This window comes from Pseudomonas sp. HLS-6, assembly GCF_002753995.1.
In the GTDB taxonomy this organism is placed as follows: Bacteria; Pseudomonadota; Gammaproteobacteria; order Pseudomonadales; family Pseudomonadaceae; genus Aquipseudomonas; species Aquipseudomonas defluvii.
The window spans coordinates 1,880,189-1,899,354 of record NZ_CP024478.1 but is presented as its reverse complement, the minus strand read 5'-3'; the positions used below and the strand labels follow the sequence as shown (position 1 = coordinate 1,899,354).

Genomic DNA, 19,166 nt, shown 5'->3' with positions numbered 1-19,166 from the left:
CCTCCTTGCCATCTGGGAGCATCACTATGTCGACTGATCCAAGCCAGCACAAAGCCCTGTCCGCGCTATGCCAGGGTGAAACCGAAGAGCATTGGATAGAAGCCTTGAATGACGGCACCCATGTGCTGATTCGTTCGTTACAGGAGCGTGATCGCCTGCGCGAATTCCAGTTTGTCAGGCACTTGTCGGCCGAAGCCCGTCGCGCTCGTTTCATGGGCGGATTCAACCGAGAAGACCTCACCCTGCTCGACCAGTTGATGGACCTGGATGGCCACGACCGTGTCGCCTACGTCGCGCTGGCGCATGTCGACGGCGAGTTGCACGAAGTCGGTGTGAGCCGCTATGCGGCCATACCAGGGGAGAAACACTGCGAATGCGCCGTAGCGGTTGCCGACGACTGGCAACGCCGGGGTTTGGGCACACTATTGATGCAGCACCTGATCGAGGCTGCCCGCCGCAATGGGTTCAAGCAGATGATCTCACTGGATCTGGCCAGTAACTACGGCATGCATCGGTTGGCGAAAAAGCTGGGGTTTACCAGTCGCTATGACAACGGCCAGTTCAGCGAACTGACCCATGAACTCGACCTGAGCCGCTAACCGTCCCGCACACGCCCCGGCTCACCGGGGCGCGCCAAACCGGGTGACCATTAACCATCGAAGTCCTCAGGGGTGACCACCAGCACACTGCTGGGCATCCGGTACAAGACATCTTCCACCGTACTGCCGAAGCCTTTGCTCACCCCTCGCCGATGCACACGCCCCATGACAATGACATCGATATCGCGGGTTTCGGAAAAGCTGGACAAGACCTTTGCCGGGTTACCGACAATCATGTGCCGATTTTCAGGGGGGATACCATTGCGTTCGGCCAGCTCATTGAAGCTTTCCCCCTGAATATCGTAAACCTTCTGCGCCAGGCTTGAGGAAAACAGCATCGAACCAGTGGAAAAACCGTATTCTCCCGTTCCCATCGACGAAAGGTCATGGGCATACACCAGATGCACTTCAGCCTTGCACTGCATCGCCAGTTTCAGCGCCTCATAAATGATCCGGTCATTGAAACCCTTGTACTGGTCGTCTGGGTGGAAGGGATCAACAGCAGCCACAATCCTGCGCGGCAACGCATTGCGGGTTTTGCACACAAAGTGCAATGGCGCCTTGCACTCGCGTAGCAAATGAACATCCAGGGTAGTGAACATCGCGCGCATGAGGCGTGACTCGTGCTCGACCTCCTTGATCACCAGATCAATCGGCTCCTCACGCAGGTGCGCCAGAATTTCCGGCAATACCTGCTCGGCCCACACCACTTCGGTCGTGACCTCGATACCCAACTTGCGCATTGGCCGGGCCTGGTCCTCAAGCCAGGCATGGTGCCGCTCCACATAACCCTCGCGCATCTGCTGCAGCGCCTCAGCATTGACCAGTCCCGCTGTTGCGAGCCCCTCCACATAGTCGAAGGCGACAATATGCAGCGGTTCATCCCGTGCCTTTGCCAAGGCTGAGGCTCTGTCAAAGGCCGGGCCGGCTTTCATCAACGGCGAGGACACCAACATAAGATGTTTTTGCATGGTCATGACGCACCTCTCATTAGACGGAAGTTGGCCTGCAGCCCTTCAAGCAGGAAGCGTGCTGCCCAAAGGCAATTCACGCCCTATCCTGCGGCCACCCGCCCCCTGCGGCTTGATGTGGGTCAGAGTCCGTATTTCTTTTACCGGCAAAACGACACACGGTCGCGGATCCACGATTTCAGGGCCATACTCATTGATCCAGATCAACCTTTCAGCCCCTCACCAGGAGCAGCCTGTTGAGAGTGATCAGAACCGATGCGCTGCGCTCAGGAGACACAGCCATGGCGAAAATGAAAGCGGCAATCTTCGTTGAAAAAGGCCGTATTGTTCTGGATGAAAAGCCAATTCCAGAGATTGGACCGCTGGATGCACTGCTGCGCATTACCACCACCACGATCTGCGGCACCGATGTCCACATCCTGCGCGGTGAATACCCGGTCGCCAAAGGGCTGACCATTGGTCACGAACCCGTCGGGATCATCGAGAAACTCGGCTCACAAGTCTTGGGGTTCAGCGAAGGACAGCGGGTGATCGCTGGCGCAATCACGCCCAGTGGCCATAGCTACGCCTGCCTGTGCGGCTGCGCATCCCAGGATGGCCCCGGCACACGGCATGGCTTCCGTGCTACGGGAGGCTGGAAGTTCGGCAACATCATCGATGGTTGCCAGGCCGAGTATGTGCGGGTACCGGACGCCATGGTCAACCTCTCCCCGATACCCGATACCCTCACCGATGAGCAGGTGCTGATGTGCCCCGACATCATGTCCACCGGCTTTTCCGGTGCGGAGCGTGGCGGCGTGCAAATCGGTGATACCGTTGCGGTGTTCGCCCTGGGCCCGATTGGATTATGCGCGGCGGCCGGTGCCCGGCTGATGGGAGCCACCACCGTCATCGGCGTTGACACCGTTGCTGCACGGCTGCAGGTCGCTAAACAGCTGGGCGTTACCCACACCGTCGACTTCAAGGTCGGCAATGTAGTCGATCAGATCATGGCGCTCACCGATGGACGCGGTGTCGATGTCGCCATCGAGGCACTGGGTACGCAGGCCACCTTTGAGTCGGCACTGCGGGTTCTGCGCCCCGGTGGCGTGCTTTCAAGCCTGGGCGTGTACTCGAGCGACTTGCGCATACCGGTCGATGCATTCGCTGCCGGCCTTGGCGACTACCGTATCGTTACCACCCTGTGCCCTGGCGGCAAGGAACGGATGCGCCGCCTGATGAACGTTGTCGCCAGTGGTCGCGTCGACCTCAAGCCGCTGGTCACCCATCATTTCAAACTTGACGATATCGAAGCCGCTTATGACCTGTTCGCCCACCAACGTGACGGGGTCATGAAAGTCGCCATTACGCCTTGAGCAGTAGCTAAACGCATAGAGCACCAAACCGTATAGTTTCAGGCATGGAGGCTGTTCCCCCTACAGTGACCGGGAGCATGCGAAATGTTTTCAACCCTGATGAGCAAGCCACGATTACCGGACATGGCGGCCTTGCGACGCCGCGAAGTGGAGCTGCCCTGCAACCCGGAATTGGCGGCCGCCAACAGCAGGACGAACTTTACGATTTACGCCCACCTGCAGGGTTTGAATATTGAAGACCTGCACCTGGACCTGAGCCCTAAACACCTGGTGCTCAGTGGCTGGGCCGTTCAACGGCGTGCCGACGCATCACTGTGCGCCGGGCCGTTTCGCTCCTCACACCGCCTTCCTGCCTCGGTATCGCTGAACAACTTCAGCCTCACCTTCAACGAAGGCCTTTTTACACTCAGGCTCTTGAAAAAAGGACATTTGAAACACGCCTTGTAACCGTCGACATCCGTCGACAGGAGAGTCGTCATGCTGATCGAACTCGAAAAGGACACACCAACCAGCCGCTGGCTGGTTCATCTGGACACATGGGTCGTGGCCTTTCGGAGCGAAGCAGAAGCCACCTGTTTCGTGCAGCGTCTGGAAGACCGAATCAAAGCACCACACGTACTGCCACCTTGCGCGCCGCCCACCCGTTGGCACGGCACATCCTCCAGCCCTGCTCCCAGGCAGCGCATCACTCACCCACTGCACGTCGACTTCCAGCGATGACTCCACTGCAAGGTCTTAGTGCCAAGTGGTCTCTCCTTCAGAAGTTCACCGCGTCCCCATGGAGCAAGACGCTATGCAACCTAACAATAACGCAGTCGCTCTAGAACACGCAGAACTGCAAACAACGCCCACCGTTTCACGCACCAGGCTGTTCTCGTTAGGCGCTTCCTGTGCTCAATGCGCAGTACGCGCCTTTTGTTTGCCGGGTGGCTGCTCACATGCCGAGCGCGACACCTTCAATTCATTGATCTCACAGCGCATGCGCATCAAGAAAGGCGCTGCCCTTTACCATTCCAATGATCCGCTAACCTACCTCTACGCCGTACGCATGGGCTGTTTCAAGATTTCCTTGATCGACGCCCACGGCCGCGGCATGGTTGCCGACTTCATGATGGCCGGTGAAGTGATGGGGCTTGATGCCATCAGCACCTCGCGCTATGCCTGCAGCGCATTGGCGCTGGAAGACAGCGAAGTGTGCCCGATCCCCTATCACCAGATCGAGCAACTGGCCCGCAACTGCCCCGCTCTGCAACAAGCCCTGAACCGCCTGATGAGCCGGCAGATCGTCCGGGACAATGAGCGGCTGCTGATGATGTGCAACATGAACGCCGATGAGCGCTTCGCCGCTTTTCTTCTACAGTTATCCCAACGCTATGCCATGCGTGGCTATTCGGCACTGGGTTTTGTTTTGCGTATGACCCGCGAAGACATTGCCTCATACCTGGGTTTGAGGCTCGAAACCATCTGCCGGTGCATGGCACGCCTGCGCGATTTGCAGATCGTTCGCTTTGCGGGGCGCGAGGTGGAAATTCTGGACATGCCCGCACTCATGGCGATGGAGCATCACTGGAGTACGTGACGCGTCGCCCATGCCAAGGCCCGACAACGAACTGCCGGGCGGGCACGCGGGAACAACCAGCCTGGCCACAGCGCGTGGTATCAGCCTGTTGGCAGGGTTGTTGAGGAGACACGCCATGCACGTCACGTTTCTCGGCGCCGCCGGTACGGTTACCGGCAGCAAGTACCTACTGGAACATAACGGTCAGCGCGTACTGGTCGACTGCGGGCTGTTTCAGGGCTACAAACATTTGCGGGTACGCAACTGGGCCCCGTTCCCCATACCACCGCGCAGCCTGGACGCCATCGTCCTGACCCACGCTCACCTGGACCACAGCGGCTACATCCCGGCACTGGTGAGGGACGGTTACCGCGGGCCCATCTACGCCACAGAGGCCACCTGTGAACTGGCCAGGATCCTGTTGCTCGACAGCGGTCGCCTGCAAGAGGAACAGGCCGAATACGCCAATCGACGAGGCTTCTCCAAACACCATCCGGCGCTGCCGCTGTACACCGAGGACGACGCCAAGCGCGCCCTCAAGCACTTTCGCCCCATTGCCCTGCACCATCCACAAGACATTCTCGCCGACGTCCGGATACACCTGAGGTCTGCCGGTCACATCCTTGGGGCGGCAACCGTGGAGATCATCGCCGACGGTTCTACCTGGGTATTTTCCGGTGATCTGGGCCGTTTCAACGACCCGATCATGCTCGCCCCGGAGCTCATCGAAGAGGCCGACTACCTGTTCGTTGAATCCACCTACGGTGATCGCCTGCACCCACCCGAAGAAACCGAAAAGCAATTGGCTGACGTCATCACCCGCACAGCCCTGCGCCATGGCATTACTCTGGTTCCGTCCTTTGCCGTGGGCCGTGCCCAACTGCTGATGTATCACCTCTCGCGCCTTAAACAGAGCGGCGCGATTCCTGACCTGCCGATCTATTTGAACAGCCCCATGGCGACAGATGCGACGGTGCTGTATCAGCGATTTTGCAGTGAACACCGGCTGTCCCCACGCGAATGCGAGTCGATGTGTCGCGTCACCCACATCGTGCGCACCGTTGAAGAATCCAAACGCCTGGACCAACAGCGTGGCCCAGCCGTGATTATCGCCGCCAGCGGAATGGCCACTGGTGGACGAGTGCTGTTCCACCTCAAGACCTTGGCGCCCAACCCGCATAACACCCTGTTGTTTTCCGGCTATCAGGCAGGCGGCACCCGGGGTGCACAGATCATCGCCGGTGCGCCCTCCGTTCGACTGCACGGCGAAGATGTTCCGGTGCGAGCCGAAGTGGTGTCCCTGGAGAGCCTGTCGGCACATGCCGACGCCGATGAAATCATGCAATGGCTGCGTGGCTTCAAGCGCCCGCCAAAACACACCTATGTAGTGCATGGTGAACCGGCGGCAGCCGATACCCTGCGCCGCCGCATCAGCCTTGAGCTCGGCTGGTCCGTCTCGGTACCGGAACATCTGGAACAGGCCGAGATAGCGGCTGCAAGCCCCAACACCGCCACAGCACCCAACGCAAAATAGGCTTGTACATGAAAATATATTTGTACAATATAACTCGACAACCATTGCGCCGACGCCCTCCCTGAACACGAACGCGTTACCGGCAGGAGCTCCCATGAACCGCTTCAATCCACGAAAGCTGGCCTTGTCCAAATGGACAGCCTGCACACCACTCAATCGAGAGAAACACTTTCTGGTAACCGATCTGCTGCATGACGAACAAGGCACATTGCTGAAGATCGAGCTCCAAGCCATCTACAGCGGTCGTAGCGAATGGCTGGACTGGCGCGAGCTTCGCGACAGCGAGCGCTGGAGGACAGGCTGGCAATGACTCCAAATTGATACAAAAAATATCTATACAAAAAAATTGACTTGTACAGATATTGCCTTAGCCTTAACTTGTACAAATTCCTACAGATGTACAAGTTAGAGGCCTATGGATGTCGACCTTCCTGCAGCAGTTCGCCGAGCGATTCGCCGCCCTGGATCGCGACCACCTGGAGCACCTTTCAAGCCTCTACAGCACTGACGTGTGCTTTATCGACCCGCTGCATCAGATCAATGGGCTGAACGCCCTGCAGCGTTATTTTTCCGAGCTGTATGCCAATGTCGAGGACTTGAGCTTCCAGTTCCACGGCCATGACACCGTCGCCGAAGGTTCAGGCTACCTGCGCTGGACCATGACCTACCGTCACCCCCGCCTGCGCGGTGGAGCGCCTGTCAGCGTTACCGGGTGCTCCCATGTGCGGTGGGCAGACAAGGTCTACTATCACCGCGACTACTTCGATGCCGGCGCACTGCTCTACGAACACCTGCCGTTGCTGGGTAGCGTGATCCGCGGGCTCAAGCGGAGGCTGGCATGAAGCGGATCTGGCTTACCGGCGCCAGCAGCGGGATTGGCGCAGCCTTGGCCGAAGTGCTGCTTGAGCAAGGCCATCAGCTTGCACTGACCGCACGCAGCACGGCCCCACTGCAACAACTCGCGACACGCTTCCCCGGGCAGGTTCTGCTCGTGCCAGGCGACCTGCTCGACAGCAATCAGGTCAGGCAAATTGGCGAGCGCATCACTCAACACTGGGGCGCGCTGGATCAAGTCATCGCCAATGCCGGTACCTGCGAATATCTGACGCCCGACCACTTCGAGGCCGCGCTGGTGATGCGCGTGGTTCAAGCCAACCTGTTTACCGCCAGCCTGACCATCGAGACCGCACTGCCCCTGCTGCAACGCGGCCATGAGCCGCACCTGGTGGCCATAGGCAGTTCAGTGACCTTTCTGCCCCTCCCGCGAGCAGGTGCCTACGGTGCCTCCAAAGCGGCCCTGCGCTACCTGATCGATTCACTGCGGATCGACCTGGATGCCCAAGGCATCGCGGTCACGCTGGTCAGCCCGGGTTTTGTCGACACGCCCCTGACACGACGCAACGACTTCCCCATGCCGTTGCGCTGGTCGGCGGAAAAAGCCGCTCGCCACATCGCCCGAAAACTGGAGCGCCGTCCTTATGAAGTGGCGTTTCCAGCACTGTTTATCGCCTGCCTGAAGCTGCTCGGCCACCTGCCAAAACACTGGCAACTGGCACTGGGCAAGCGGCTTGCACGGCCTGGCCAGGAGTCCTGACCCCATGCGTATTGCAATCGTCGGCAGCGGAATTGCCGGCCTGACGGCAGCCTACCTGCTGCAGCGTAACCACGACATCACCGTATTCGAGGCCGAAGGGCGAGTAGGCGGCCATACCCATACCGTAAACGTTCAATTGAACGAGCAGAACTATGCGGTCGACACCGGCTTCATCGTCTTCAACAACTGGACCTACCCGAATTTCATCGCCCTGATGGACCATCTGGGCGTGACCTCACGCCCCACCGAGATGAGCTTTTCGGTACATGAGCCAAAGACCGGCCTGGAGTACAACGGCAATAACCTCAACAGCCTCTTCGCTCAACGCAGCAACCTGATTTCACCGGCGTTCTGGGGAATGCTGCGGGACATTCTGCGCTTCAACCGCGAAGCACCACTGGACCTCGACCGCCAGCACATCGACGCCAGCACGACCCTCGGCAGCTACCTGCAACAGCGTGGCTACGGCAATCGCTTCATCGAACACTACATCGTGCCGATGGGGGCGGCGATCTGGTCGATGTCACTGGCCGACATGCTCGGCTTTCCCTTGGCGTTCTTCGTACGTTTTTTTCGCAACCATGGCCTGCTCTCCGTCACCAACCGCCCGCAATGGCGAGTTATCCAGGGCGGCTCCAGTGCCTACATCAAGCCGCTGACAGCCAGCTTCGCCAAGCACATCCGCCTGAACTGCCCGGTGCAACGCGTACGCCGTGACACCGAGGGCGTCAGCATCACAAGCGCTGTCGGCACCGAGCGCTTCGACAAGGTGGTATTTGCCTGTCACAGCGACCAGGCACTGGCGTTGCTGGAAACGCCTACTGAACAGGAACAACAGATACTCGGCGCCATCCGTTATGCGCAAAACGATGTCGTGCTGCATACCGACACGCGCCTGCTCCCCGACCGTCGCCTGGCCTGGGCGAGCTGGAACTACCGCCTGGGTGGCCCCGAGCACAGCCCAGCGGCCGTGACCTACAACATGAACATCCTGCAAGGCCTGGACGCACCACGCACCCTCTGCGTAAGCCTCAACCAGAGTGACGCCATTGACCCGGCACAGGTGCTCGGTCGCTATCGCTACGCGCACCCCCAGTACAGCCTCGAAGCCCTTGCGGCCCAGGCTCGTCACGCTGAACTGATGGGCCTGCAGCACAGCTATTACTGCGGCGCCTACTGGGCCAACGGCTTCCATGAGGATGGCGTGGTCAGTGCACTGAAGGTGGCTCAGCACTTCGGTGAACGATTATGAACAGCGCCTTGTATGAAGGCTGGGTCAGCCACCGGCGACTGTCTCCGCGCGCGCATGCCTTTCGCTACCGCATGAGCATGTTGTACCTGGACCTGGCCGAGCAGGATGCATTGTTTGCATTAAGCCCGTTTGCCGGGCGCGAGCGGTTTTCGGCGTTCAGCTTCCGCGAACAGGATTACTTGCCACGCTACACACGCAACGGCATGGCGCTTGCCGATGCGGTCAATCTGCTGCTCATGGAGGCCCTGGGTTACGCCCCGGGTGGCGCCATACGCCTGTTGACCCAGGCGCGGAACTGGGGATTGGCCTTCAACCCGGTGAGTTTCTTCTTCTGTTTCGACGAGCATGACACGCTCGCGGCGATTCTGTGCGAAGTCACCAATACGCCCTGGCGCGAGCGCTTCCACTATGTGCTGCCGTGCAATGAACACGGCGTGCAGCAGTTCAGCGTCGCCAAAGCCTTTCACGTCTCGCCATTTTTGCCACCCGACCTGGAGTACCGCATGCGCTTCACCGCGCCCGGGCAACACCTAAACATCACCATGCAGGACTGGCATGGGCCACAGAAGGTGTTTGAAGCCGGTCTTGGTCTGAACCGCATAGCACTGACCCGCAGCACCCTGCACCGCCAAATGCTCACCTTCCCCTGGATGTCGGCGAAAACCGTTACTGCCATCTATTGGCAAGCCCTGCGCCTGCTGCTCAAGCGCACGCCGATCTTTTCCCATTACAACACCCAGCGACATTTACGTGTCGCCCGTAACCGTAGCGAGGACGTTGACCATGAAGAGCCCTAACCTGGCCGTTGCCAAAAGCGGAGCCCTCGCCGCCGGTAGCACAGGCTTGCTCAAGCGCCTGGTGCTGCGCCAACTGGCGCAACTGCGCAAAGGCCAACTGACCGTCGTGGTAGACGGCCAGCGCCTGATGTTCGGCGACCCCCATGCCAGCCTGATGGCCGAGCTTCAGGTGCTGGATGATGCACTGTGGGGGCTGATCGCCACCAACGGTTCGATCGGCGCCGGGGAAGCTTACGTACATGGTCATTGGACCAGCCCTGACCTGACCGCAGTGGTTCGCCTGTTCGTCGCCAACCTTGACGTACTCGACGCCATGGAAGGCGGCCTGGCGCGCCTTGGTCGCCCCTTGGTTCAAGGCCTGCATTGGCTGAACCGAAATACCCGAAGGGGCTCAAAGCGCAACATTGCCGCACACTACGACCTGGGCAATGAACTGTTCGAGCACCTGCTGGACCCGACCATGATGTACTCGGCGGCAATGTTCCGCAGCTCAGAAGACAGCCTCGAACAGGCACAGTTGAACAAACTGGAGCGCATCTGTCGCAAGCTTGACCTGCAAGCCAGCGATCATTTGCTGGAAATCGGCACCGGCTGGGGCAGCATGGCGCTCTACGCCGCCATTCATTACGGCTGCCGTGTGACCACCACGACATTGTCCGAAGAGCAGTACGCCTACACCTGCAAGCGTGTTGCCGAGCAAGGCCTGCAAGCGCGCATTACCGTGCTGCGCAAGGACTACCGTGACCTTGAGGGGCGCTACGACAAGCTGGTTTCGATCGAAATGATCGAAGCGGTGGGCCACCGTTTCCTGCCCAACTACTTCCAACAGTGCGCACGCCTGCTCAAGGACGATGGTCTGATGCTGTTGCAAGCCATTACCATCCGTGACCAGCGCTATGAACAGGCCAGACGCTCGGTGGACTTCATCCAGCGCTACATTTTCCCCGGTGGTGCCCTACCCTCGCTGAGCCGCATGCTGGAGGTTGCCAGCCGTAACACTGACCTGAACGTCCATCACCTGGAAGACTTCGGCCTGCATTACGCGCGGACCCTGCGCCACTGGCACGAAAACCTCTGCCGTGGGCGCCATGCATTGCAGCTGTTGGGCTACGACGAAACCTTTCAACGTATGTGGGAGTTCTACTTCTGCTACTGCGAGGGTGGCTTCCTGGAACGCGGTATCGGCGTGGCCCAATTGGTCCTGGCCAAACCTGATGCCCGTCCCGCGCCGCTGCTGGAGGCACTGGAAGCCTGAGGATGAACCGACGCCTGATTGGCAATGCCGTGCTGTTCCAGATCGGCTGGGCAGCCTGTATCTTTGGCGCACGGCACCCGGCCTGGCTATTGCTGGCACTGGGATGCCTGGCCTTGCACGTGGCGTGGGCTCCGGTACGGATACGCGAATGTCGCCAACTGCTGAAAATCGCTGCCTGTGGCTGGACGCTGGATAGCCTGTTACTGAACCTGGGCGTGTTCGATTTCGGTGAGCCGCGCTGGGTACTGCCGGGCTGGCTGGCGATGCTCTGGCTGCTGTTCGCCAGCACCTTGCGCCAAAGCCTGGCCTGGACGGCATCCCGCCTCTGGCTGGCGGCACTTGTCGGCGCCTTGGGCGGGCCGTTGTCTTACTATGCCGGTGCACGCCTGGCAGACGTCGGCCTACCCTATGGGCTTTGGCCATCCTTGACCCTGCTGGCGCTACTCTGGGCGCTGTTGTTACCCGCCTTGCACCGCGTGGCTAGAAGCACGACATAAGCGGTGCCAAGGGCACCGCTTCGGGCCACGCGCCGCTTCCTTGCAACTACCAGGTAGAGCGTATGGAGAACGGCAGTTTCAGCGGCGCATCAGCACTGTTACCCAGCCCGCACATTTCGTCATGCACCACCTTCTGCACCAGCAGGCAGGGGATTTCAGGTAAATGCTGCAACACCTCTCGAGCGTGAGTCGTCGAGCGCAGGCAGAGGTTGTGTCCCTGCTCGTCAAGCAACGGGTGCAGCTTTCCCTCCATCAGTGCCTGCAAGACATAGATACCGCCTTCAAGAGAAACCAGATTGAGCTCGTCAATGCGCCCGGCATCGGCAAAGCCTGACAGTTGCTGAAGGTTCATGCTTGACGCTCCCAGGGGCATAGCCCCGTCTAGAGGTGCCACAGTGGAACTACCAGGGCAAACGTTCGCCCTGGTAGCTGAAAAAACTGCCGCTGTCGGCGGCGGTGACTCCGTCAAGCACGGCCAGCATGTCCGCCACGGCGTCACGCGGAGCCCGCGCTTCCGGACGAAAAGGTCGCGACAAGGCTGAAGCAACAGTGCCAGGATGCAGCGCAACCAGGCGCTTGCCGGGCCAACGCCGCGCAGCTTCGATCGCTGCCGTTTTAAGGAGCATGTTCAACGCCGCCTTCGAGGCCCGGTAGCTGTACCAGCCACCCAGGTGATTGTCCGCGATGCTACCGACCTTGGCCGACAGTACCGCCAGCAGCCCGTTACTCCCGAGCAAGGGCAGAAAGTGCCGCAACACCAGTGCAGGGCCAATGGCATTGATCTGAAACGTTGCCAACAGTTGCGCCTGGTTCAGTGACTCCAGCGCCTTCTCCGGCATGAAGCCCTCACCGTACAGAACACCGGCAGCCAAGACGATCAGATCAAACGGTGGCTGGCCTTCATAAAACTGTGCGGCCATGGCGATGCTCTGAGGGTCGGTCAAATCCAGTACCGGGTGTGTTCCACGCCCCAGGCCATGCACGGCGGCACACCGGGGATCCTCACGCAGCGTATCAACGAAAGCACCACCGATCGCCCCACTCGCACCGATCACCAATGCCCGATAGCCCTCCGGCAGGCTGTTCATGGTTCACCCCCGCCGCGCCGGAAGAACAGGGTCACCTGCCCCAACTCCAGGCCAAACTTAGACATGAACGAGCGATTGATCAGTGTGTTGTCATCCATCAGGTACATCCAGTCATCGAACTGCACCGGATAAAACGCGCCGTCCACCTCCAGGTTGAGGGTGTAACGCCAACGCAGTGCATTACCGGCCACCTGACCTTCAGCTTCGCCGATCACGTCGCCCGCCGTACCGCTCCAGCGCCCCGGCCCCTTCGGCGTCAGGCGCCAAACGCGTTGCTGACGGGTGCCATCGCTGTAAACGAAGCGCTCATCGAGGATCAGCACGCGCCCTTCCATCCGCCCTTCAATGGTCACGTGGAAACGCTTGACCACCTCGCCCGAACGCTTCTGGAACATGCCCCAGGCCTGGACCGGCACCGAAAAGAACCGTGGCAAGTCCAAAGCGGGCGACTCGTTGCGGTAATGATCGACTTCGACGTTGCCGCAACTGCTCAACAGCAAGCAGCACGCCAGCAGACAGGACTTCCACATCATGCTTACCCTCATCGTCATTGCCCGCCCAGCAAGCGCTGGCGTAACTCGGGGTTACGTGTACGCGGGTCAAACCAGATATCAAAGAACGCCCGCGAAAACGCAGGGTCTGCGACCTCGTAATGCAAACGATCATCCACGTAGAACCGCGCACCGGCACCGGGCAAGAACACCCCGATGATCCGCTGCCCCGGTTCGACATCGACAAAGGCCCGCGCCATCTGTGCCTGCCACAGCTTGAGTTGCGCTTCATCGACCGACCCGCCCCGTAGTCGACGTATTTCATCAACGCTGACGTCTACCAGTTGGGCACGGGTAATCGACCGGTGATAGGTCAGCTCAAGCGCAAAGGGTTGCTGATAGTCCACCTGGGCCGAAGCGCCCCACAGGCTCGCGTTGTACACACGAAAACCATAGAGCCGAAACTCGGCGCTACCGATCAAACGACCACCGGGCAGCAGCGCCTGCCAACTGGCGAAAGCACCGGGGCTGCACAGCAACAGGGCGCTGAACAACAAGCCCAACGTCCTGCGTTCGACCACGTGCGTCAGATACTGACGCAGCAAGGGCAATGATGGTCTGTCCATGGCATGGCTCTACCTTTTCTGACAACGCCGAAATGTTGGTTTCTCTGGCATTCGGTACTGCATGCACAGCGGCATTTCAAAATAGTTGTACATAAAAATGATTTTGTACAGTTTAATGCGACGCCGCGACGCTTTTTTGTACAACTTATTGTCAAAAGGTCAGGACGAATCAAGCCCGGAGCAGGTCCCGCAGCAAGAAACCTTGGCACCCTGTGATTGCCTTGCCCTGACAGGCACTAGACTGATGCGCACGTTTATTTCCAAACACAGGTTTTGGCGATTGCCGAACCGTCGACAGGGAACACCTCATGCAGTTTCTTGAAAATGCTCCGCGCTTTCTGTTTTTCACTGGCAAAGGCGGTGTGGGTAAAACCTCGATTGCCTGCGCCACGGCATTGCAGCTCACCGCACAAGGTCGACGCGTACTGCTGGTGAGTACCGACCCGGCGTCTAACGTTGGACAAGTGTTTGGCATCAGCATTGGCAACCACATCACCCCGGTGCCCTCGGTGGCCAATTTGTCAGCGCTCGAAATTGACCCACAGGCTGCAGCGCAGGCCTATCGAGACCGCATTGTCGGCCCTGCCCGAGGCGTGCTTGAGGCCAGTGTCGTGAAGAACATGGAAGAGCAATTGTCTGGCGCCTGCACCACAGAAATTGCGGCCTTCGACGAGTTCACAGCACTACTGGTCGGCTCCCGACAAACCGACACCTATGAACACATCATCTTTGACACCGCCCCCACCGGGCATACCATTCGCCTGCTGCAGCTCCCTGGTGCCTGGAGTGGCTTTCTTGATGCTGGCAAGGGCGACGCCTCCTGCCTTGGACCGCTGGCGGGCCTCGACAAACAGCATGACCAATACCGCAAGGCCGTTGAGGCGCTCTGCGACCGGGCACGCACGCGGCTGGTACTGGTCGCTCGGGCACAAAATGCCGCGCTACGCGAGGCGGCCCACACCCATGAAGAACTCGCCGCCCTCGGCCTTCGCGAGCAGTACCTGGTGGTCAACGGCGTGCTGCCCGGCAGCGAAGCCGAAAAAGACCCACTGGCTGCAGCGGTGTATGCACGGGAGCAGTCGGCGCTTGCCCAAATGCCTGACGTACTCAAGCCACTTCCGCTGGATCAACTGCCGCTGAAAGCCTTCGACCTGGTCGGCATTGAAGCCTTGAAACAGTTGTTGCGTGATAAGGGTGACGCTGAAGGCCTTCAGCCCCCCGCCGTTCGCATTGATGCGCCAAGCCTGAGCGACCTCGTCGATGACATCGCCGCGGATGGCCACGGGCTGGTCATGATCATGGGCAAAGGTGGCGTAGGTAAAACCACCCTGGCGGCGGCGGTGGCCGTGGAACTGGCCCACCGGGGCTTGCCGGTTCACCTCACCACCTCGGACCCGGCAGCGCATCTGGCCGACACCCTGAGCGGTTCAATGAGCAACCTGACCCTCAGCCGCATTGATCCCAAGGTTGAAACCCAACGGTATCGCGATCACGTGATGGCCACCAAAGGCGCGGCCCTGGATGAACAGGGAAAAGCCCTTTTGGCCGAAGACCTGCGCTCGCCCTGCACTGAAGAGATCGCCGTCTTCCAGGCGTTTTCCAGAGTCATTCGGGAGGCCGGCAGGCGGTTTGTGGTCATGGACACAGCCCCCACCGGGCACACCCTGTTGTTGCTGGATGCCACGGGCGCCTACCACCGCGATATCGCCCGACAAATGGAAGGCAGCAACATGCACTTCAGTACCCCGATGATGCAGTTGCAAGACCCGAAGAAAACCAAGGTATTGCTGGTAACACTGGCTGAAACGACACCGGTACTTGAAGCGGCCAACCTGCAGGCCGACCTGCGGCGTGCTGGCATTGAGCCTTGGGCATGGGTGATCAACAACAGCATCGCGGCCACCACAACCCAATCGCCCCTGCTTCGTAGACGGGCAAAGAATGAGCTCAGGGAAATCGAGCACGTGGCCAGTGAGCACGCCAGACGCTATGCAGTGATCCCCCTGATGGCCGAGGAGCCCATCGGGGTAGAACGCCTGCTCAAACTGAGCAAGAAACAACCCCGAGACTGGTAAGGGCAATTGGTGCATGGCTGATGAGCCTGGGACATGATCGGCGCATCAGCCCCACGACCTTAGTCGAACACCGGGCGCGGATTGCCGAGACCGTGCAGCAAGAGACACCTATGCACGTCCAATATGCACGTCTAGGCGTTTCCGATCTGCACGGGATGTATTATCGTGGCTGCCTGCGCAAGATGCGTCGCCTGACCAACCAGGCATTTGCCAACCGATCGAGGGTGCCATGAGTAACGAAAGCATTAACTGGGACAAGCTGGGCTTCGACTACATCAAGACCGACAAGCGCTACCTGTCACACTGGCGCAACGGTGAGTGGGACCAGGGCACCCTGACCGAAGACAACACCCTGCACATCAGCGAAGGCTCCACCGCGCTGCATTACGGCCAGCAGTGTTTCGAAGGCCTGAAGGCCTACCGCTGCAAGGACGGTTCGATCAACCTGTTCCGCCCTGACCAGAACGCCCAGCGCATGCAGCGCAGCTGCGCGCGCCTGCTGATGCCGCAGGTACCGACCGAAGCCTTCATCGAAGCCTGCAAGCAAGTGGTCAAGGCCAACGAGCGCTTCATTCCGCCCTACGGCAAGGGTGCGCTGTACCTGCGCCCGTTCGTCATTGGTGTAGGCGACAACATCGGCGTGCGTACCGCGCCCGAGTTCATCTTCTCGATCTTCGCGATCCCGGTTGGCTCGTACTTCAAGGGCGGCATGAAGCCGCACAACTTCCTGATCTCCAGTTATGACCGCGCCGCGCCACAAGGCACCGGTGCAGCCAAGGTCGGTGGTAACTACGCCGCCAGCCTGATGCCAGGTGCCGAAGCCAAGAAAGCCCACTTCGCCGACTGCATCTACCTTGACCCACTGACCCACAAGAAGATCGAGGAAGTCGGCTCGGCCAACTTCTTTGGCATTACCAAGAACAACGAATTCGTCACGCCGAAGTCCGCCTCGGTGCTGCCTGGCATCACCCGCCTGTCGCTGATCGAACTGGCGAAATCGCGCCTGGGCCTGAACGTGATCGAAGGCGACGTACTGATCGACGAGCTCGACCGCTTTACCGAAGCAGGCGCCTGCGGCACCGCTGCGGTGATCACCCCGATTGGTGGCATCGAGTACAACGGCAAGCTGCACGTGTTCTACAGCGAGACCGATGTCGGCCCGGTAACCCAGAAGCTCTACAACGAGCTGACCGGCATCCAGAGTGGCGATGTCGAAGCGCCGGAAGGCTGGATCGTCAAGGTCGCCTGATTCCGAACCCCGCCTCCCGGCGGGGTTTCTTTTTCTGGCCTGAAGCGCTCGGCCGTACCGGCAATCGGCTAGATGAATTTTTCTTTAACCCGAGCACCGCCTATTCTTTGGCACAATCGAGCTTCCACTCGCCGCCCAGGTAAAAGCATGCCTCGCGTACTGACTATCGAAGACGACGCTGTCACCGCCCAGGAGATCGTCGCCGAACTTTCCAGCCATGGCCTGGAGGTTGACTGGGCCAACAACGGCCGTGAAGGCCTGGCCAAGGCCATCGCCGGTAGCTATGACCTCATCACGCTGGACCGCATGCTGCCTGAGCTCGACGGCCTGACGATCGTCACCACGCTGCGCAACCTGAAGATCACCACGCCGATCCTGATGATCAGCGCCCTCTCCGATGTCGATGAGCGGGTACGTGGCCTGCGCGCCGGCGGCGACGACTACCTGACCAAGCCATTTGCGTCCGATGAGATGGCCGCCAGGGTCGAAGTGCTGCTGCGCCGAAACAACACCGGCATCACACAGACTCGCCTGCAGGTCGCCGACCTGGAACTGGACCTGATCAGCCACGAAGCCCGACGCGGCGAACTGGCACTCAACCTGTTACCGACCGAGTACAAGCTGCTGGAGTTCCTCATGCGCCATGCCGGCCAGGTCATCACCCGCATGATGATTTTCGAGGAAGTCTGGGGCTACCACTTTGATCCCGGCACCAACCTGATCGACGTGCATATCGGTCGCCTGCGCAAGAAAATCGACGCCCCGGGCCAAGTGCCGCTGATTCGCACTGTGCGGGGCTCCGGCTATGCCATTGCCGAACCCGTCTAAGGGCTGGAGCTCATCCACAAGTCGCCTGCTGGCGCTGTACAGCTTCCTTTTCGTGGCCTGGAGCAGCATCCTCATGGGGGTGTTGTACTTTGAGGTGTCCGGCTACCTGAACAAACTCACCCGGCACTCGCTGCAACAACGCCAGCACCTGTTTGCACACATGAGCGGCAAACAACTGGATGATGCGCTGATTGCCAGCCAGGCCTTCGAGGAGCGCAGCTTCGATGCCTACGGCCTGTTCGATGCAGCCTTCAACCCACTCAGTGGCGAGATTCGCAAGATTCCCCCGGAGCTGGGCCTGGATGGCAGAATCCATGAGCTTGGCCGCTGCCTGGATGAAGATGCGCCCCACTTGCCCAAGGACAGTTGCGATGCCGTGGCCTTGAGGGTCCCTGACGGCCGCTGGCTGGTTCTGGTACGTGACAATGGCTCGCTATTCGTAGTCACCCGGATCATTCTGCATGCCCTGCTCTGGGGGCTTTCACTGACGATCATTCCAGGCATCGCAGGTTGGTACCTGCTGCGCCGTCGCCCGCTCAAACGCATCCGGGCGATCCAGGCCAGCGCCGAACAGATCGTCGCCGGCGACCTGACACACCGCCTGCCACTGTCCTCGCGGCGTGACGAGCTGGACATGCTGGCGGCCATCGTCAACGCCATGCTCGACCGTATCGAACGGTTGATGCACGAGGTCAAGGGTGTCTGCGACAACATTGCCCACGACCTGCGTACCCCCCTCACTCGCCTGCGCGCCCAGCTGTACCGCATTCGCCAACAGGCGGGCGACGACTCCGCACAAACCCAGCAACTGGACCACGCCATCGCGGAAACCGACACGCTGATGGCGCGCTTTCGCGGCCTGCTGCGCATCAGCGAACTGGAAGACCGTCAACGCCGTGCCGGGTTCGTCGAACTGGACCCGCATGCACTGCTGCTGGAGCTGTACGACTTCTACCTTCCATTGGCTGAAGACGGCGAAATCAACCTGAGCCTGCAGCTACCCAACCAACTGCCCAGCCTGCACGGCGACCGCGAATTGCTGTTCGAGGCACTGGCCAACCTTCTGAGCAATGCGATCAAGTTCACCCCGGCCCACGGCCAGGTCGCACTGAGCGCCCACAGCGATGCACAGGGCGTGCATATCGAGGTACAGGACAGCGGCCCCGGCATTCCGGAAGACGAGCGCCAGGCGGTGTTAAAACGGTTTTATCGCAGCGAGGAAGGTCATCGGCACCCAGGGTTTGGCCTGGGCCTGTCGATCGTTGCAGCGATCGTCGACCTGCATGGGTTCGATCTGGAGATAGGAGAAAGCGCGCTGGGTGGCGCCAAGCTCGTGCTGCATTGTCGCCGGTAGCACTGGCGAGGGCATCGGTGGGGTGCCCATGAGTTTGCGGCGC

At 60.0% G+C, this 19,166-nt stretch carries 22 protein-coding genes; 17 read left to right on the top strand and 5 right to left on the bottom strand.

Going from position 1 to position 19,166, the window contains the following annotated elements; translation table 11 throughout:
* Nucleotides 1–26: 26 nt before the first annotated feature.
* Complete coding sequence (locus tag CS390_RS08760) at nucleotides 27–599, top strand: GNAT family N-acetyltransferase (RefSeq protein ID WP_099774058.1); 573 nt, start codon at nucleotides 27–29, stop codon at nucleotides 597–599.
* 50 nt (nucleotides 600–649) lie between these two features.
* Here CS390_RS08760 and CS390_RS08755 read toward each other — a convergent pair whose 3' ends face one another.
* Nucleotides 650–1,576, bottom strand: a complete 927-nt coding sequence (locus tag CS390_RS08755; protein WP_065759460.1) for a universal stress protein — start codon at nucleotides 1,574–1,576, stop codon at nucleotides 650–652.
* A gap of 275 nt (nucleotides 1,577–1,851) precedes the next feature.
* Here CS390_RS08755 and CS390_RS08750 point away from each other — a divergent pair, with 275 nt between their 5' ends.
* The 12 genes from CS390_RS08750 to CS390_RS08695 all read left to right on the top strand — a co-directional run bounded on the left by CS390_RS08750 (nucleotide 1,852) and on the right by CS390_RS08695 (nucleotide 11,412).
* Entirely contained in the window at nucleotides 1,852–2,925 is a 1,074-nt protein-coding gene (locus CS390_RS08750; protein ID WP_099774057.1) for an NAD(P)-dependent alcohol dehydrogenase, read from the top strand.
* 84 nt (nucleotides 2,926–3,009) lie between these two features.
* On the top strand, nucleotides 3,010–3,372 hold the full coding sequence (locus tag CS390_RS08745; protein ID WP_065759462.1) for an Hsp20/alpha crystallin family protein: 363 nt from the start codon (nucleotides 3,010–3,012) through the stop codon (nucleotides 3,370–3,372).
* 30 nt (nucleotides 3,373–3,402) lie between these two features.
* Entirely contained in the window at nucleotides 3,403–3,645 is a 243-nt protein-coding gene (locus CS390_RS08740; RefSeq protein WP_065759463.1) for a hypothetical protein, read from the top strand.
* 73 nt (nucleotides 3,646–3,718) lie between these two features.
* On the top strand, nucleotides 3,719–4,504 hold the full coding sequence (locus CS390_RS08735) for a helix-turn-helix domain-containing protein (RefSeq protein WP_083199787.1): 786 nt from the start codon (nucleotides 3,719–3,721) through the stop codon (nucleotides 4,502–4,504).
* 115 nt (nucleotides 4,505–4,619) lie between these two features.
* Complete coding sequence (locus CS390_RS08730) at nucleotides 4,620–6,017, top strand: MBL fold metallo-hydrolase RNA specificity domain-containing protein (RefSeq protein ID WP_177442394.1); 1,398 nt, start codon at nucleotides 4,620–4,622, stop codon at nucleotides 6,015–6,017.
* A 94-nt stretch (nucleotides 6,018–6,111) separates the two neighbouring features.
* Nucleotides 6,112–6,327 (top strand): TIGR02450 family Trp-rich protein, encoded by a 216-nt coding sequence (locus tag CS390_RS08725; RefSeq protein ID WP_065759465.1) that lies wholly within the window; start codon nucleotides 6,112–6,114, stop codon nucleotides 6,325–6,327.
* 109 nt (nucleotides 6,328–6,436) lie between these two features.
* The gene (locus tag CS390_RS08720) at nucleotides 6,437–6,859 is read left to right on the top strand and encodes a nuclear transport factor 2 family protein (protein WP_065759466.1); all 423 of its coding nucleotides are present in this window, start codon (nucleotides 6,437–6,439) and stop codon (nucleotides 6,857–6,859) included.
* Complete coding sequence (locus CS390_RS08715) at nucleotides 6,856–7,611, top strand: SDR family oxidoreductase (RefSeq protein ID WP_099774056.1); 756 nt, start codon at nucleotides 6,856–6,858, stop codon at nucleotides 7,609–7,611. The genes CS390_RS08720 and CS390_RS08715 overlap by 4 nt, the downstream gene beginning before the upstream one ends.
* Before the next feature lie 4 nt (nucleotides 7,612–7,615).
* Nucleotides 7,616–8,863: an NAD(P)/FAD-dependent oxidoreductase gene (locus CS390_RS08710; protein WP_099774055.1), complete on the top strand. Its 1,248-nt coding sequence runs from the start codon at nucleotides 7,616–7,618 to the stop codon at nucleotides 8,861–8,863.
* The gene (locus CS390_RS08705; protein WP_065759469.1) at nucleotides 8,860–9,660 is read left to right on the top strand and encodes a DUF1365 domain-containing protein; all 801 of its coding nucleotides are present in this window, start codon (nucleotides 8,860–8,862) and stop codon (nucleotides 9,658–9,660) included. Before CS390_RS08710 ends, CS390_RS08705 begins: the two co-directional genes overlap by 4 nt.
* Nucleotides 9,647–10,915 (top strand): cyclopropane-fatty-acyl-phospholipid synthase family protein, encoded by a 1,269-nt coding sequence (locus CS390_RS08700; protein ID WP_099774054.1) that lies wholly within the window; start codon nucleotides 9,647–9,649, stop codon nucleotides 10,913–10,915. The genes CS390_RS08705 and CS390_RS08700 overlap by 14 nt, the downstream gene beginning before the upstream one ends.
* A 2-nt stretch (nucleotides 10,916–10,917) precedes the next feature.
* Nucleotides 10,918–11,412 (top strand): DUF2878 domain-containing protein, encoded by a 495-nt coding sequence (locus CS390_RS08695; RefSeq protein ID WP_065759471.1) that lies wholly within the window; start codon nucleotides 10,918–10,920, stop codon nucleotides 11,410–11,412.
* 46 nt (nucleotides 11,413–11,458) lie between these two features.
* Here CS390_RS08695 and CS390_RS08690 read toward each other — a convergent pair whose 3' ends face one another.
* From CS390_RS08690 to CS390_RS08675, 4 genes are read right to left on the bottom strand one after another with little or no spacing between them, the layout of a single operon-like run.
* A complete protein-coding gene (locus CS390_RS08690; protein ID WP_065759472.1) occupies nucleotides 11,459–11,764 on the bottom strand; it encodes a DUF6482 family protein in 306 nt (101 codons plus the stop codon).
* A gap of 49 nt (nucleotides 11,765–11,813) precedes the next feature.
* Nucleotides 11,814–12,500: an SDR family NAD(P)-dependent oxidoreductase gene (locus CS390_RS08685; protein ID WP_065759473.1), complete on the bottom strand. Its 687-nt coding sequence runs from the start codon at nucleotides 12,498–12,500 to the stop codon at nucleotides 11,814–11,816.
* Nucleotides 12,497–13,030 carry a DUF3833 domain-containing protein gene (locus tag CS390_RS08680; protein WP_065759502.1) on the bottom strand — a complete coding sequence of 178 codons (534 nt, stop codon included), beginning with the start codon at nucleotides 13,028–13,030 and terminating at the stop codon, nucleotides 12,497–12,499. Before CS390_RS08680 ends, CS390_RS08685 begins: the two co-directional genes overlap by 4 nt.
* A 17-nt stretch (nucleotides 13,031–13,047) precedes the next feature.
* Nucleotides 13,048–13,617, bottom strand: a complete 570-nt coding sequence (locus CS390_RS08675) for a chalcone isomerase family protein (RefSeq protein ID WP_099774053.1) — start codon at nucleotides 13,615–13,617, stop codon at nucleotides 13,048–13,050.
* A 308-nt stretch (nucleotides 13,618–13,925) separates the two neighbouring features.
* Here CS390_RS08675 and arsA point away from each other — a divergent pair, with 308 nt between their 5' ends.
* From arsA to CS390_RS08655, 4 genes are all read left to right on the top strand, one after another.
* Complete coding sequence (gene arsA, locus CS390_RS08670; protein ID WP_099774052.1) at nucleotides 13,926–15,692, top strand: arsenical pump-driving ATPase; 1,767 nt, start codon at nucleotides 13,926–13,928, stop codon at nucleotides 15,690–15,692.
* Nucleotides 15,693–15,921: 229 nt separating this feature from the next.
* Nucleotides 15,922–16,941: a branched-chain amino acid aminotransferase gene (locus CS390_RS08665; protein WP_065759475.1), complete on the top strand. Its 1,020-nt coding sequence runs from the start codon at nucleotides 15,922–15,924 to the stop codon at nucleotides 16,939–16,941.
* Nucleotides 16,942–17,088: 147 nt separating this feature from the next.
* Entirely contained in the window at nucleotides 17,089–17,769 is a 681-nt protein-coding gene (locus tag CS390_RS08660) for a response regulator transcription factor (RefSeq protein WP_065759476.1), read from the top strand.
* Nucleotides 17,747–19,123 (top strand): HAMP domain-containing sensor histidine kinase, encoded by a 1,377-nt coding sequence (locus CS390_RS08655; RefSeq protein ID WP_099774051.1) that lies wholly within the window; start codon nucleotides 17,747–17,749, stop codon nucleotides 19,121–19,123. The genes CS390_RS08660 and CS390_RS08655 overlap by 23 nt, the downstream gene beginning before the upstream one ends.
* Nucleotides 19,124–19,166: the final 43 nt, after the last annotated feature.

Coding starts and splice junctions, on each gene's coding strand:
- CS390_RS08760 (WP_099774058.1), top strand. CDS start 27: ATGTCGACTGATCCAAGCCAGCACAAAGCCCTGTCCGCGCTATGCCAG.
- CS390_RS08755 (WP_065759460.1), bottom strand. CDS start 1,576: ATGACCATGCAAAAACATCTTATGTTGGTGTCCTCGCCGTTGATGAAA.
- CS390_RS08750 (WP_099774057.1), top strand. CDS start 1,852: ATGGCGAAAATGAAAGCGGCAATCTTCGTTGAAAAAGGCCGTATTGTT.
- CS390_RS08745 (WP_065759462.1), top strand. CDS start 3,010: ATGTTTTCAACCCTGATGAGCAAGCCACGATTACCGGACATGGCGGCC.
- CS390_RS08740 (WP_065759463.1), top strand. CDS start 3,403: ATGCTGATCGAACTCGAAAAGGACACACCAACCAGCCGCTGGCTGGTT.
- CS390_RS08735 (WP_083199787.1), top strand. CDS start 3,719: ATGCAACCTAACAATAACGCAGTCGCTCTAGAACACGCAGAACTGCAA.
- CS390_RS08730 (WP_177442394.1), top strand. CDS start 4,620: ATGCACGTCACGTTTCTCGGCGCCGCCGGTACGGTTACCGGCAGCAAG.
- CS390_RS08725 (WP_065759465.1), top strand. CDS start 6,112: ATGAACCGCTTCAATCCACGAAAGCTGGCCTTGTCCAAATGGACAGCC.
- CS390_RS08720 (WP_065759466.1), top strand. CDS start 6,437: ATGTCGACCTTCCTGCAGCAGTTCGCCGAGCGATTCGCCGCCCTGGAT.
- CS390_RS08715 (WP_099774056.1), top strand. CDS start 6,856: ATGAAGCGGATCTGGCTTACCGGCGCCAGCAGCGGGATTGGCGCAGCC.
- CS390_RS08710 (WP_099774055.1), top strand. CDS start 7,616: ATGCGTATTGCAATCGTCGGCAGCGGAATTGCCGGCCTGACGGCAGCC.
- CS390_RS08705 (WP_065759469.1), top strand. CDS start 8,860: ATGAACAGCGCCTTGTATGAAGGCTGGGTCAGCCACCGGCGACTGTCT.
- CS390_RS08700 (WP_099774054.1), top strand. CDS start 9,647: ATGAAGAGCCCTAACCTGGCCGTTGCCAAAAGCGGAGCCCTCGCCGCC.
- CS390_RS08695 (WP_065759471.1), top strand. CDS start 10,918: ATGAACCGACGCCTGATTGGCAATGCCGTGCTGTTCCAGATCGGCTGG.
- CS390_RS08690 (WP_065759472.1), bottom strand. CDS start 11,764: ATGAACCTTCAGCAACTGTCAGGCTTTGCCGATGCCGGGCGCATTGAC.
- CS390_RS08685 (WP_065759473.1), bottom strand. CDS start 12,500: ATGAACAGCCTGCCGGAGGGCTATCGGGCATTGGTGATCGGTGCGAGT.
- CS390_RS08680 (WP_065759502.1), bottom strand. CDS start 13,030: ATGTGGAAGTCCTGTCTGCTGGCGTGCTGCTTGCTGTTGAGCAGTTGC.
- CS390_RS08675 (WP_099774053.1), bottom strand. CDS start 13,617: ATGGACAGACCATCATTGCCCTTGCTGCGTCAGTATCTGACGCACGTG.
- arsA (WP_099774052.1), top strand. CDS start 13,926: ATGCAGTTTCTTGAAAATGCTCCGCGCTTTCTGTTTTTCACTGGCAAA.
- CS390_RS08665 (WP_065759475.1), top strand. CDS start 15,922: ATGAGTAACGAAAGCATTAACTGGGACAAGCTGGGCTTCGACTACATC.
- CS390_RS08660 (WP_065759476.1), top strand. CDS start 17,089: ATGCCTCGCGTACTGACTATCGAAGACGACGCTGTCACCGCCCAGGAG.
- CS390_RS08655 (WP_099774051.1), top strand. CDS start 17,747: ATGCCATTGCCGAACCCGTCTAAGGGCTGGAGCTCATCCACAAGTCGC.